The organism is Microbacterium binotii (assembly GCF_021398715.1).
Lineage (GTDB): Bacteria > Actinomycetota > Actinomycetes > Actinomycetales > Microbacteriaceae > Microbacterium > Microbacterium binotii_A.
This window is the reverse complement of record NZ_CP090347.1, coordinates 1,186,667-1,199,956: the sequence shown is the minus strand read 5'-3', so window position 1 is coordinate 1,199,956 and position 13,290 is coordinate 1,186,667. Positions and strand designations below refer to the sequence as shown.

Annotated in this window: 14 protein-coding genes; 9 read left to right on the top strand and 5 right to left on the bottom strand. The window is 70.0% G+C overall.

The window, feature by feature from the left end:
* The first annotated feature begins 145 nt into the window (after positions 1-145).
* Positions 146-1,177 (top strand): class II fructose-bisphosphate aldolase, encoded by a 1,032-nt coding sequence (gene fbaA, locus LXM64_RS06005; protein WP_234075033.1) that lies wholly within the window; start codon positions 146-148, stop codon positions 1,175-1,177.
* Positions 1,178-1,244: 67 nt separating this feature from the next.
* Here fbaA and LXM64_RS06000 read toward each other — a convergent pair whose 3' ends face one another.
* The 3 genes from LXM64_RS06000 to LXM64_RS05990 are packed head-to-tail and all read right to left on the bottom strand — an operon-like array spanning position 1,245 to position 3,369.
* Positions 1,245-1,787, bottom strand: coding sequence for an MOSC domain-containing protein (locus LXM64_RS06000; RefSeq protein ID WP_234075032.1), 543 nt, complete (start codon positions 1,785-1,787; stop codon positions 1,245-1,247).
* A complete protein-coding gene (locus LXM64_RS05995; RefSeq protein WP_234075031.1) occupies positions 1,784-2,347 on the bottom strand; it encodes a DUF6264 family protein in 564 nt (187 codons plus the stop codon). Before LXM64_RS05995 ends, LXM64_RS06000 begins: the two co-directional genes overlap by 4 nt.
* On the bottom strand, positions 2,344-3,369 hold the full coding sequence (locus tag LXM64_RS05990; RefSeq protein ID WP_326490548.1) for a 4-hydroxy-3-methylbut-2-enyl diphosphate reductase: 1,026 nt from the start codon (positions 3,367-3,369) through the stop codon (positions 2,344-2,346). Before LXM64_RS05990 ends, LXM64_RS05995 begins: the two co-directional genes overlap by 4 nt.
* Before the next feature lie 88 nt (positions 3,370-3,457).
* Between LXM64_RS05990 and xseA the strand changes: the two genes are divergently transcribed.
* Genes xseA through LXM64_RS05955 form a run of 7 tightly spaced genes read left to right on the top strand, consistent with a single transcriptional unit; the run spans position 3,458 to position 9,844 of the window.
* Positions 3,458-4,750 (top strand): exodeoxyribonuclease VII large subunit, encoded by a 1,293-nt coding sequence (gene xseA / locus LXM64_RS05985; RefSeq protein ID WP_234075029.1) that lies wholly within the window; start codon positions 3,458-3,460, stop codon positions 4,748-4,750.
* A 10-nt stretch (positions 4,751-4,760) separates the two neighbouring features.
* Positions 4,761-4,991 (top strand): exodeoxyribonuclease VII small subunit, encoded by a 231-nt coding sequence (locus LXM64_RS05980; protein ID WP_373459535.1) that lies wholly within the window; start codon positions 4,761-4,763, stop codon positions 4,989-4,991.
* Positions 4,991-5,629 carry a DUF4245 domain-containing protein gene (locus tag LXM64_RS05975; RefSeq protein ID WP_234075028.1) on the top strand — a complete coding sequence of 213 codons (639 nt, stop codon included), beginning with the start codon at positions 4,991-4,993 and terminating at the stop codon, positions 5,627-5,629. Before LXM64_RS05980 ends, LXM64_RS05975 begins: the two co-directional genes overlap by 1 nt.
* A gap of 38 nt (positions 5,630-5,667) precedes the next feature.
* Positions 5,668-6,276 carry a carbonic anhydrase gene (locus LXM64_RS05970; RefSeq protein ID WP_234075414.1) on the top strand — a complete coding sequence of 203 codons (609 nt, stop codon included), beginning with the start codon at positions 5,668-5,670 and terminating at the stop codon, positions 6,274-6,276.
* A gap of 36 nt (positions 6,277-6,312) precedes the next feature.
* Positions 6,313-7,707: a class II fumarate hydratase gene (locus LXM64_RS05965; RefSeq protein WP_234075027.1), complete on the top strand. Its 1,395-nt coding sequence runs from the start codon at positions 6,313-6,315 to the stop codon at positions 7,705-7,707.
* A 38-nt stretch (positions 7,708-7,745) separates the two neighbouring features.
* The gene (locus tag LXM64_RS05960; protein WP_234075026.1) at positions 7,746-9,191 is read left to right on the top strand and encodes a sensor histidine kinase; all 1,446 of its coding nucleotides are present in this window, start codon (positions 7,746-7,748) and stop codon (positions 9,189-9,191) included.
* Entirely contained in the window at positions 9,188-9,844 is a 657-nt protein-coding gene (locus LXM64_RS05955; protein ID WP_137417490.1) for a response regulator transcription factor, read from the top strand. Before LXM64_RS05960 ends, LXM64_RS05955 begins: the two co-directional genes overlap by 4 nt.
* Before the next feature lie 300 nt (positions 9,845-10,144).
* Here the strand turns inward: LXM64_RS05955 and LXM64_RS05950 are convergent, their stop codons facing one another.
* Both LXM64_RS05950 and LXM64_RS05945 read right to left on the bottom strand, forming a co-directional pair.
* Positions 10,145-11,500 (bottom strand): PhoH family protein, encoded by a 1,356-nt coding sequence (locus tag LXM64_RS05950; protein WP_234075025.1) that lies wholly within the window; start codon positions 11,498-11,500, stop codon positions 10,145-10,147.
* 188 nt (positions 11,501-11,688) lie between these two features.
* Positions 11,689-12,474 carry an isoprenyl transferase gene (locus tag LXM64_RS05945; protein WP_137417492.1) on the bottom strand — a complete coding sequence of 262 codons (786 nt, stop codon included), beginning with the start codon at positions 12,472-12,474 and terminating at the stop codon, positions 11,689-11,691.
* 99 nt (positions 12,475-12,573) lie between these two features.
* Here LXM64_RS05945 and trhA point away from each other — a divergent pair, with 99 nt between their 5' ends.
* Positions 12,574-13,287, top strand: coding sequence for a PAQR family membrane homeostasis protein TrhA (trhA, locus tag LXM64_RS05940; protein WP_234075024.1), 714 nt, complete (start codon positions 12,574-12,576; stop codon positions 13,285-13,287).
* Positions 13,288-13,290 lie beyond the last annotated feature (3 nt).

The window sequence follows — 13,290 nt, the reverse complement described above, 5'->3', positions numbered from 1 at the left end:
CCGAAGACGCGAAGAATTCGACGTTCTTTCAGCAGGAGGAAATCCACCGCCCCCGCGGTGATATTCCTGGCGCCCCCCGCACCCGGTCGCCCGCATCCCCTTCGATAGAGTGACGGGTAACCACTGCACACAGCAAGGAGCGGACATGCCCGTCGCAACACCCGATCAGTATGCCGAGATGCTCGACCGCGCGAAGGCGGGCGGCTTCGCGTACCCGGCCATCAACGCGGCGAGCTCGCAGTCGATCAACGCGATCCTGCAGGGCCTCACGGAAGCCGGTTCCGACGGCATCATCCAGGTCACCACCGGCGGCGCCGACTACTTCGCCGGCCACACCGTGAAGGGCCGCGCGACCGGCGCGATCGCTTTCGCGAAGTTCGCCACCGAGGTCGCCAAGAACTACCCGATCACGGTCGCCCTCCACACCGACCACTGCCCCAAGCCCGCCCTCGAGGACTTCGTGCTGCCGCTGATCGCCGCATCCGAAGAAGAGGTCAAGGCCGGCCGCAACCCGCTCTTCCAGTCGCACATGTGGGACGGCTCGGCCGTTCCCCTCGACGAGAACATCGCGATCGCCAAGGAGCTCCTGCCCCGCATCAAGGCGATCAACGCGATCCTCGAGGTCGAGATCGGCGTCGTCGGCGGCGAAGAGGACGGCGTGAAGCACGAGGGCTCGAACGAGGCGCTCTACACGACCACGGCGGATGTGGCCAAGGCCGTCGAGGCTCTCGGTCTCGGCGACGCAGGCCGCTGGATCGCGGCGCTCACCTTCGGCAACGTGCACGGCGTCTACAAGCCCGGCAACGTGAAGCTGCGCCCGGAGCTGCTCGGCGAGATCCAGGAGGGCATCGCCGCGCAGTTCGGCACGGGCCCGAAGCCCCTCGACCTGGTCTTCCACGGCGGCAGCGGCTCGACCCCCGAAGAGATCGCCCTCGCGGTCGCGAACGGCGTCGTGAAGATGAACATCGACACCGACACCCAGTACGCGTTCACCCGCTCGGTCGCGGGCTTCATGTTCTCGAACTACGACGGCGTGCTGAAGGTCGACGGCGAGGTGGGCAACAAGAAGGCCTATGACCCGCGTGCCTGGGGCAAGGTCGCTGAGTCCGCCATGGCCGCCCGCGTCGGCGAGGCGACGCAGCAGCTCGGCTCCGCCGGCAAGTCGCTCGGCGCCTGACCCGACGTACTCACCGCGAATGCCCCGGCTCCGGCCGGGGCATTCCGCGTTTCAGGATGCGGCGCGCTCAGACGCCGTCGAGCAGCCCCGGGGCGCCTTCGGGGCGCGAGAGCACGATGATCTCGTCGCCCGCGGAGATCGCGCCCGCCTTCACCACGCGGAAGTAGGGGCCGAGCCGCCGTTCGTCGGCGAAGCGCTTGACCCAGCCGCGCGCTTCCGGGCCGCCGAGGCGGCGGGCGAAGGTCTGGCAGGGGTTGCGGTGGCGGGTGACCTCGAGCTCGAGCGTGTCGCCGATGCGCCACCGCTCCCCGATCACGACCGCGTTGACGTCGATGCCCCCAGTGCGCAGGTTCTCGCCGAACCATCCGGGCGCCAACTGGCGTCCCAGCTCGCTCTCCCAGAACGCCGCGTCCTCCTGCGCGTAGGCGTAGACGGCCTGATCAAGTCCGCCGTGGTGCTTGCGGTTGGCCTGCACGTCGCCGCGCACCCCATACGGGCCGACGCGCACGGCGCCGTCGAGCGGGCGCTTGTCGATCGCGGTGACGCCGATCGTGCCCGCATCCGGGATCAGCGCGTGCACCGCGCAGACGGCGACGACGCGCGCGGTCATGTCGCGCTCGGGGTCGGCAGGGGCGTGATGCCGCTCAACTGCTGCATGAGGCCGGGGTCCGACATCAGCGGCACGACCAGGAGCACGCTCGCCAGGAGGGTGAAGACCACGCCGCCCACGAGCGGGATCCAGAAGCTCAAGCGTCCGGCGCGCAGATTCCACACGGAGACGGCGGCGGTCGCGAACCATCCGACCGCGAGCAGGATGGCGGCGGCCGCACCCCAGGCGCGGGCGCCCGCCGCATCCGTCAGTCCCCCGTCGACGCCGAACTGGGTCAGCAGCTGCGTGAGCAGCTCGTTGGGGTCGACGAAGCCGGGGATCGAACGCAGCACCTCGAACAGGCCGAGGGCGAGCAGCGCGATCGTGGCGATGCGGTCCATCGCCCGGGGGTTTCGCGCCACGGGGCCCGCGGCAGGAGTCGGGGCGGGCGCGGGCGGGGCCGCATCCGGAGCCTTGCCCGCGTCGATGTCGAACGTCGCGTCGGGCTGACGGATGCGAGCGCGCTGCTCTTCGGGCGTCGCGTACTCGCCGTACTGGGGGCGGGGGCGCTCGTCGCTCATGCGCGCCCCCGTCCGCCGCGGGCGCGGGCGTCCGTCGCGCCGGATGCGTCGCGGCGCAGCTCCTTGGGAAGCGAGAAGATGAGGTCCTCCTCGGCGGTGCGCACCTCGGCGACGTCGGTGTAGCCGGCACCGGCGAGCACGTCGAGCACCTCCTGGACGAGCACCTCGGGCACCGAGGCGCCGCTGGTCACACCAACCGTGGCGACGCCGTCCAGCCACTCCTGGCGCACCTCCTCCGCGTAGTCGACGCGGTAGGCGGCCTTGGCCCCGTGCTCCAGGGCGACCTCGACGAGGCGCACGCTGTTGGACGAGTTCGCGGAGCCGACCACGATCACCAGATCCGCGTCGCGCGCGACCTTCTTGATCGCCACCTGGCGGTTCTGCGTGGCGTAGCAGATGTCGTCGGACGGCGGGTCCTGCAGGTTCGGGAACCGCTCGCGCAGGCGGCGCACGGTCTCCATCGTCTCGTCGACCGAGAGCGTCGTCTGGGAGAGCCAGACGACCTTGTCGGGGTCGCGCACCTCGACGGTGTCGGCGTCGGCGGGCGAGTTCACGATCGTGACGTGCTCGGGCGCTTCACCGGCGGTCCCCTCGACCTCCTCGTGTCCGAGGTGGCCGATGAGCAGGATCTCGAAATCGTCCCGCGCGAAGCGCACGGCCTCGCGGTGCACCTTCGTCACGAGCGGGCAGGTCGCATCGATCGCCTGCAGGCCTCGGTCGGCGGCAGCCGAGACGACGGCGGGCGAGACGCCATGGGCGCTGAAGACGACGTGGGCACCGGCGGGCACCTCGTCGACCTCCTCGACGAAGATCGCGCCCTTGGCCTCGAGCTCGGTCACGACGTGCACGTTGTGCACGATCTGCTTGCGCACGTAGACGGGCGCGCCGTAGCGCTCGAGCGCCTTCTCCACGGCGATGACCGCGCGGTCGACGCCGGCGCAGTACCCGCGGGGGGCTGCCAGCAGCACTCTCTTTCGTCCGACGACCGGGATATCCTGAAGCCGGCCGCTGCGCGCCGGCATCCGGGGGGTGGGAAGGTGCACGGCGGGAGAGCTCACGCCCGTGATTCTACGGGCGCGTGCTGGGCAGAGGCCGAGCGACGGAGGATGCATGACGAGGTTCGCACCGGATGCGGCGCCCGAGGCCCCGCACGGTGATGACGTCCACCCCCGTGACGCCACCCGCGAAGCACCCACATCCGTCGCCCGGTTCAACGAGACGATCCGGGCGTTCATCTCCTCGTGGGGCTCGGTGTGGGTCGAGGGCGAGATCACGTCGTGGAACGTGCGCGGCGGCAACGTCTACGGCAGGTTGAAAGACCTCACCGGCGACGCGAGCGTGTCGTTCCGCATCTGGTCGTCGACGCTGCAGCGCCTGCCCGACGACCTCAAGGTGGGCGATCGCGTCGTCGCGAGCGTCAAGTCCGACTACTTCGTGCGCACGGGCGACTTCAGCGTGCTGGTGTCCGCGATGCGGCACACCGGCATCGGCGACCAACTGGCCGCCATCGAGCAGCTGCGCGCGAAGCTGCGCGCCGAGGGGCTCTTCTCGGCCGAGCGAAAGCGACCTCTCCCGTTCCTCCCGCACCTGGTCGGGCTCATCACGGGCGAGCGATCGGATGCGGAGAAGGACGTGCACCGCAACGCCGAGCTGCGCTGGCCGCAGGTGAGCTTCCGCACCGAGTACGCCGCGGTGCAGGGCGATCGGTGCGTGCCCGAGACGATCGCCGCACTGCAGAAGCTGGATGCCGATCCCGACGTCGACGTGATCATCATCGCCCGCGGCGGCGGCGACCCGCAGCACCTGCTGGGCTTCAGCGACGAACGGCTGCTGCGGGCGGTCGCTGCGGCCACGACGCCGGTCGTCTCGGCGATCGGCCACGAGAACGACCACCCTCTGCTCGATGACGTCGCCGACCTCCGCGCCTCGACGCCGACGGACGCCGCCAAGCGCGTCGTACCGGATGTGGGCGAACAGCGCACCCTCGTGCGCCAGCTGCGGGCGCGCCTGGGCTCGCGCCTCAGCATGCGCGTCTCGCACGACATCGCGCAGCTCGAGCAGTTGCGCTCGCGACCGGTGCTGCGAGACCCCGACGCGCTGCTCGAACGGCGCGCGCACGAGGTGGAGCTGCTCGCGGCCTGCGGACGCGACACGATCGACCGTTCGCACACCCATGCGGCGCGGCAGACGGCCGAGCTGCGCGCGTCGCTGCGCGCGCTCTCTCCCGGGGCCACGCTCGCCCGCGGCTACGCCATCGCCCACGTCGCCGGCGGCGTGATCGTGCGGGATGCGGCGCAGGCACCCGAGGGCACCGAGCTGACCGTCACGGTCGCCCGCGGCTCGTTCGCGGCCACCTCCGGCGGCGAGGTGCCAGAGACGTCTGCGACGGCGACGGACGCCTAGGATGGAAGCCATGTCCGCGCCCGAGGAGACCGCTCCCGAGATCGCGTCGTTGTCGTTCGAACAGGCGCGCGACGAGCTCGTGCGCGTCGTCGCGGAACTCGAGCAGGGCTCGCCCACCCTCGAGCAGTCGCTCTCGCTATGGGAGCGCGGCGAGGCACTCGCGGCCCGGTGCGAGGAATGGCTGCTGGGCGCCAAGCGTCGACTGGACGCGGCGCGCTCCGGCGCCGAGGGCGAACTCTGATGGCCCGAGGTCCCCGCGTCGTCGCCGAGCTCGGCCGCCCCGAGACTCCCGACGAGACCGCCGCCCGTAAGGCGGAGTCCTCGCGCATCTATCGCTCGAGCCAGACGTTCCGAAACCTCATCGCGGCGCTGCTCGCGACCCTCGGCGTCGTGATCGTGATCATCTTCGCAGTGCCGCGCGGCAACCCCGCGCCCGCGCCCGCGGTGGACGTCGCCGAGATCGCCGACGGCTTCGCGGACGCCTACGGGCGCCCCGTCATCTCCCCCGAGGTGCCGGAGAACTGGCGCGTGAACCAGGCGCAGCTCGAGGGCAACAGCGTCCCGGCCTTCACGATCGTCTACGTTCCCGACGCCGAGAGCTACATCAACATCGCGCAGGCCTTCGACGCGGATGCGGGGTGGGTGGCCCGCACTCTCAACGGCGCCGCCCCGACCGGCACCGAGACGATCGACGGCATCGAGTGGCAGCGCTACGAGATCTCCGACGCCCGCTCCGCCGGAGGCGTGTCGTACGCTCTCGCGACCCCTGCGGGACCCGACCAGATCCTTGTGTACGGCACGGCCACGCCCGACACCGCGGCGCAGCTGGCCACGACCGTCACCGACACCATCCTTCAGCTGCGCGAGGAGACACCGTGACCGATCCCCACCCCACCCCCGCTCAGGTCTGGGCCGAGATGCTCGAGGGCAACGAGCGCTTCGTCTCCGGCACGCCGCGCCACCCGCGACAGGACGTCGAGCGCCGCCACGAGCTCGCGTCGGGGCAGCGCCCGCGCGCGGCCCTGTTCGGCTGCTCCGACTCGCGTCTGGCCGCCGAGATCATCTTCGACGAGGGGCTGGGCGACCTGTTCGTCGTGCGCAACGCCGGTCAGGTCATCTCCGACTCGGTCGTCGGCAGCCTCGAGTACGCGGTCGAGGTGCTCGGCACCCCGCTCATCGTCGTGCTCGGCCATGACGAGTGCGGTGCCGTCCGCGCCGCCATCGACAGCACCTCGCCCGACGCGCCCGCGCTGCCGCCGCGCATCTGGCGCCAGGTCGCGCCTATCGTGCCGGCCGTGCGCCGTGTGCAGGTCGCCGAGGGCACGAACGCCGCGACGGTCGACGCCGAGCACGTGGGACGCGAGCACCTGCGCGACACCGTGACCGAGCTGCTGCACTCGTCGGAGCTCATCAGCGCCGCCGTGGCCGACGGCTCGCTCGCGATCGTCGGCGTGAACTACCGCCTCGCGAAGGGCGTCGCCGAGCCCGACTTCATCGTCGGCGCCGCGACCGAATCCGCCGCCTGATCACCCATCGTCCGCACACCGTCAGAGGAGACACCCGTGGCTGAGACCGAATACCGCATCGAACACGACACGATGGGCGAGGTCCGCGTTCCCGCATCCGCTCTCTACAGCGCGCAGACCCAGCGCGCCGTCGAGAACTTCCCGATCTCGGGCGACGCACTGGCGCCGGCTCAGATCGTTGCGCTCGCGCGGATCAAGAAGGCCGCGGCTCTCGCGAACAAGCAGCTCGGAACCCTCGACGCGCAGATCGCCGACGCGATCGCGCGTGCCGCGGACCGGATCATCGCCGGCGAGCACGCCGACCAGTTCCCGATCGACGTCTACCAGACCGGCAGCGGCACGTCGTCGAACATGAACATGAACGAGGTGCTCGCCACCCTGGCGACGCGCGATCTCGGCTCGACGGTTCACCCGAACGACCACGTCAACGCCTCGCAGTCCTCGAACGACGTCTTCCCCACCTCGGTGCACATCGCGGTGACGCAGGAGATCGTCGACGCCCTGATCCCCGCTCTCGACCACCTCGCCGTCGCTCTGGAGGAGAAGGCGGAAGCCTGGAGCGACGTCGTCAAGTCGGGCCGCACGCACCTCATGGATGCGACGCCCGTCACCCTCGGCCAGGAGTTCGGCGGCTACGCCCGCCAGATCCGCCTCGGCATCGAGCGCGTGCAGGCGACGATCCCCCGCGTCGCCGAGGTTCCGCTGGGCGGCACCGCGGTCGGCACCGGCATCAACACCCCGCTCGGCTTCCCGCAGAAGGTCATCGAGCTCATCGTGGCCGAGACCGAGCTGCCCATCACCGAGGCCAAGGACCACTTCGAGGCGCAGGCGAACCGCGACGGGCTCGTCGAGGCCTCCGGAGCCCTCCGCACCATCGCCGTCTCGCTCACCAAGATCAACAACGACCTGCGCTGGATGGGCTCCGGCCCCAACACGGGTCTCGGCGAGCTGCACATCCCCGACCTGCAGCCCGGCTCCTCGATCATGCCCGGTAAGGTCAACCCGGTCGTTCCCGAGGCCACGCTCATGGTGTGCGCGCGGGTCATCGGCAACGACGCCACGATCGCGTGGGCCGGCGCATCCGGCTCGTTCGAGCTGAACGTCGCGATCCCCGTGATGGGCACCGCGCTGCTCGAGTCGATCCGCCTGCTCGCGAACTCGGTGCGCGTGCTGGCCGACAAGACGATCCGCGGCCTCGAGGTCAACCGCGAGCGCGCGGCGGCCTACGCCGGCATGTCGCCCTCGATCGTCACGCCGCTGAACAAGCTCATCGGCTACGAGGCCGCGGCCAAGATCGCCAAGCACGCCGTCGCCGAGGGCATCACGGTCCGCGAGGCCGTCATCGCTCTCGGATACGTGGAGCGAGGCGAGCTCAGCGAGGCGCAGCTCGACGAGAAGCTCGATCTGCTCTCGATGACCCACCCGGGCTGAGCTACACGCGAAACCGCCCGACGGGACATAATCGGAAGGTGAAGCAGACGCCGAGAATGCTCTCGGCGCGCGTGAAGACTCTGGGGGCGATCCTCCTTGTGGCGTGCGTCGGGCTGATCGTTGCGGGCGGGGTCTCCTTCTGGATCCAGCGGGCGCGTCTCGTCGACGACGTGGACGACCGCCTGATCGAGAAGGTGCAGGCCCTGCGACCCGTGGGCGATGCTCCGTCCCCGGGCATCTACCTCACGCGCACCGTGACCGGCTTCCTGCCCTCGCAGACCGAGGGAGTCGTCGGCGTCGTCGACGGTGAGATCGTCGTGTCGCCCTCGGCGGGCAATCTCTTCCGCGCGATCGAAGACCCCGCGGTCGTCGCGGCGGCGACGAAGGCGGTCACCGGCAACGACATCGTCCTGGGCACCGTGTCGACCGACCAGGGCGAGGTGCGCTACGTCGCGCTGCCGGTGCAGATCGGCGGCGAGACGGGCATCTACCTGCGCGGTGTCGACATGGAGGCCGAGATGGCGCCGTTCCAGGCGTCGATCATGACGTACGTCGTCGCCGCCGTGGTCGTCATGGCCGCGCTCGGCTTCGCGAGCTGGTTCTTCACCGGCCGGCTGCTCTCGCCTCTGCGGCAGCTGCGCGAAGCGGCCGATGCGGTGACGCTCGACGATCTCGGCACGCGCGTTCCCGAGGAGGGCGACCACGAGATCGCCGACCTCTCGCGCACCATGAACTCCATGCTCGACCGCCTCGAGGCCTCCGTCAGCAGCCAACGGCAGCTGCTCGACGACATCCGGCACGAGCTGAAGACGCCCATCACGATCGTGCGCGGCCACCTCGAGATGATGAACGTCGACGATCGCGAGGATGTCATCGGCATCCGCGACATGGGGATCTCCGAGCTCGATCGGATGACGCGTCTCGTCGACGACATCGACCTGCTGTCCTCGGCGCAGGGCGATCAGTTCGAGATGCGCCCCGTGGACCTCGGAACGCTGACCGAGCGCGTCGGCGAGCTCGTGTCCGCCATCTCCGGCCACCCCTTCTCGCTCGCCCGCAGCGCGCGCGGCGTGGTGGTCGCGGACGCCGACCGGCTCACTCAGGCCTGGTTGCAGCTCGCCGACAACGCCGCGAAGTACACGCCGGCGGGAAGCCCCATCGAGGTCGGCAGCGACGTCGTCGAGGGCGAGGCACGGCTGTGGGTCCGCGATCACGGTGCGGGCATTCCCCCGGCCGCCCGGCGTCGAATCTTCCAGCGGTTCGCCCGCGTCGACGCGAACCGCTCCGTCGAGGGCTCGGGTCTGGGTCTTGCCATCGTCGAGGCGATCGCGCAGGCCCACGGCGGCTCCGTCGACGTGACCGACACTCCCGGCGGCGGCGCCACCTTCACGGTGCGCGTACCGACCAGCGGCCATCCGTCCACTCTGGTCCCGACGCCCGTGCGCGCCGGCGACGTCGTTCTGCAGCGAGAGGCAACCACATGACCTTGATCCTGATCGCGGAGGATGAACCCCGCATCTCCGCTTTCGTGAAGCGGGGACTGGAGTCCGCGGGATTCGCCACCGAGGTGGTCGAGGACGGTGATGACGCTCTCGAGCGTGCGCTCTCGGGCGAGATCGATCTCCTGCTGCTGGATGTGGGGCTGCCGGGCATGGACGGTTTCGAAGTGCTCCGGCACCTGCGCGGTCAGGGCTCGCACCTGCCGGTCATCATGCTGACCGCCCGCAGCAGCACCCGCGACACGGTCGACGGCCTCAACGCCGGTGCGAACGACTACGTGCCGAAACCGTTCAAGTTCGACGAGCTCCTCGCACGCGTGCGCTCGCGCTTGCGTGAGAACGTCGCGACCGGCAGCATCGCGATCGTCCACGGCGACGTCATCCTCGACGTCCTCTCGCGGCGCGCGAGCGTCGAGGGCCGCGAGATCGACCTCTCGGCGCGGGAGTTCGCCCTCGCCGAGCAGTTCCTGCGCCACCCCGGTCAGGTGCTCAGCCGCGAGCAGCTGCTGAGCCGGGTCTGGGGGCTCGACTTCGACCCGGGCTCCAACGTGGTCGACGTGTACGTGCGCTACCTGCGCGCCAAGTTCGGTCACGAGCGCATCGTCACGGTGCGCGGCGCCGGCTACCGCTGGGAGTGAGCGCGCCGCATCCGTACCGGCCGTATGGCCGGTGACCTCGCGCGCCCGGGCATGAGGAAGGCCCCCGGCGCTGGGGGACGCCGGGGGCCACAGAGAGACCACGGGACCCGAACCCGTGATGCCCGCCACCTCACCGGGGGGAATCGGTGGCGGATTGCTTCTCCAGTTTTTCTTCGCCGTCAGAGTCTGGGGGAACTCATTCCAGCGGTGAATGACAGTGTCGCGTCATCCGTGTTGTCCATGATCCGCTGCTGCCGTGAGAGCACAAGGAGGATCGGGTGAGAAAGCTCTCATGCGCGGTCACGAGAGTTCGCCCGCCTCCAGTAGGTCGGTCACGAGGGCCGCGATCGCGGAGCGCTCCGAGCGTGTCAGGGTGACGTGCCCGAACAGCCCGTGCCCCTTGAGCGTCTCGATCACCGAGGCGATGCCGTCATGGCGTCCGACCCGCAGGTTGTCGCGCTGGGCGACGTCGTGGGTGAGCACGACGCGGGAGTTCTGGCCGATGCGGCTGAGCACCGTCAGCAGCACATTGCGCTCGAGCGACTGCGCCTCGTCCACGATCACGAACGCGTCGTGCAGGGAGCGGCCCCGGATGTGGGTCAGCGGCAGCACCTCGAGGATGCCGCGCGCGACGACCTCCTCCAGCACGTTCGAGCTCACGACGGAGCCGAGCGTGTCGAAGACCGCCTGACCCCAGGGGTTCATCTTCTCCTGCGCGTCGCCGGGGAGGTAGCCGAGCTCCTGACCGCCGACCGCGAACAGCGGACGGAACACGATGATCTTGCGCTGCTGCTGACGCTCCAGCACCGCCTCGAGTGCCGCGCACAGGGCGAGCGCCGACTTGCCCGTGCCGGCGCGCCCGCCGAGCGAGACGATGCCCACATCCGGGTCCGACAGCAGGTCGATCGCGATGCGCTGCTCCGCGGAGCGGCCGTGCAGACCGAAGACGTCGCGGTCGCCGCGCACGAGCCGGAACTCGCCGTCACCGGTGACGCGGCCGAGGGCGGAGCCGCGCTCGGAATGCACGATGAGGCCCGTGTTGACGGGAAGACCCCGCACGTCGTCGCTTACGGCGACGTCGCTCTCGTACAGGTCGCTCATCTCGTCGCCCGAGACGCTGATGTCGGCGATGCCGGTCCAGCCGGAGTCCGCGGCCTGCTCGGCGAGGTACTCCTCCGCGAGGATGCCGAGCGAGGCGGCCTTGACGCGCATCGGGAGATCCTTGGAGACGACCGTCACGTCGTGCCCCTCCTGCTGGAGGTGCATGGCCACGGCGAGGATGCGGGTGTCGTTGTCGCCGAGCCGCATGCCGCTCGGCAGAACCGACGGGTCGGTGTTGGTCAGTTCGACGCGGAGCGATCCGCCGGCGCCGACGGGGACGGGGAAGTCGAGGCGACCGTGCTCGACGCGAAGCTCATCGAGGTGCCGCAGCGCCTGGCGCGCGAAGTAACCCAGCTCCGGATCATGTCTCTTGGCCTCCAGTTCGGTGATGACGACGACGGGGATCACGACCGAGTGCTCCGCGAAGCGGAAGTACGCTCGGGGATCGCTCAGAAGCACCGAGGTGTCCAAAACATAAGAGCGCAGGTCAGTTTCCTGATCTGCGCTCTGCTGGACGGTCGCCCGCTGCTGCTGGTGTGGTGCTCGTGTGGTCACAACCCACTCCCCTTCCGGGCCCGTGGCCCGGGGTCTCTCGAGTCGACCGGTGGGTAGCGAGTCGCTTCCTGGGGCCGACCCGAACGGGCGCCGTGCCCGTTGTGATGACCGTACGACGCGCGCGGGTGCGATTGCCAGAGCGGATGCGGGTGTGTCGCGTTACGTCTTCGTTAACGAGCTCGCGGCACTCACTTGCCGAAGCGGCGGTCGCGGCGCGCGTAGTCGCGGATGGCGCGCAGCAGATCGACCTCGCGGAGGTCGGGACCCAGCGCCTCCACGAAGTAGAACTCGCTGTGGGCGGACTGCCAGAGCAGGAAGTCGCTGAGGCGCTGCTCGCCCGAGGTGCGGATGACGAGGTCGGGGTCGGGCTGGCCGCCCGTGTAGAGGTGCTCGCCGATCTGCTCGGGCGTGAGGCTCTCGGCGAGCTCTTCCAGCGAGCCGCCGGTGTGGTCGTACTGCGTGATGATGCTGCGCACCGCATCCACGATCTCGCCGCGACCGCCGTAGCCGACGGCGAGGTTGACGTGCATGCCGGTGTTGCCCGCCGTACGTTCCTGCACGTCGGCCAGCACGTGGGCGAGCTCCTGGGGCAGCGGGGCCGCGCGGCCCACGTGCTGCACCCGCCAGTCGCGCTCGTGCGACAGCTCGTCGGCGAGCTCGGCGATGATCTCGATGAGATCGGCCAGCTCCTTCGAGTCCCGCTTGGTGAGGTTGTCGATCGAGAGGAGGTAGAGCGAGACGACCTTCACCCCGAGCTCGTCGCACCAGCGCAGGAACTCGCGCATCTTGGCCGCGCCCGCACGATGCCCGTGCGCCGCGGAGTCGTACCCCAGCTGACGCGCCCAGCGCCGGTTGCCGTCGATCATCATCGCGACGTGTCGAGGAACGGATGCGGGCGGGATCTGCCGGCGCAGACGATTGCTGTAGAGACGGTAGAGGGGGCCACGCCCCTCACTCTCCCGACCGCTGGTCACTCCCCTACGCTACCGCCAGCACGGCTCAAGACACGCGCATTCGGCGAACGCTGAGGCTATGTGCGGCCCGCGGCATACCCCGCGGCATACCCTGGGCACATGACCCCCTCCGGCGTTCCCGACGTGCCCTCGCTGCCGCTGATCGACGCCGCTGAGAAGGATGCCAACACGGAGATCCGCCCCACCTGGCGCGGCTGGATCCACGCGGGCACCTTCCCGGTCGCGATCGCCGCCGGCATCGTCCTGATCGTGCTCGCGCACGGCCCCGCGGCCAAGTGGTCGGCGGCCGTGTTCATGACCACCTCGCTGCTGCTGTTCGGCAATTCCGCGCTGTATCACCGCTTCGACTGGAAGCCGCGCACGAAGGTGGTGCTGAAGCGGATCGACCACGCCAACATCCTGCTGCTGATCGCGGGCACCTACACGCCGCTCGCGGTGCTGGCGCTTCCGCCCGAAAAGTCCGTGCTGCTGCTGAGCCTCGTCTGGGGCGGGGCGATCCTCGGCATCCTCTTCCGGGTGTTCTGGATCCACGCACCGCGCTGGCTGTACGTCGCGCTGTACATCCTGCTCGGCTGGGCGGCGGTCATGTACCTCGTCGACCTGCTCAATGCGAACGTCGCGATGATGGTGCTCGTCATCGTCGGCGGACTGCTCTACACCGGCGGCGCCGTCGTCTACGCGCTCAAGCGCCCCAACCCGTGGCCCGGAAAGTTCGGCTTCCACGAGATCTTCCACGTGTGCACCGTGCTGGCGTTCCTCTGCCACTGGGCGGCGTGCCTGCTCATCTGCCTCTCGCCCGCCTACAACGGCTGAAGC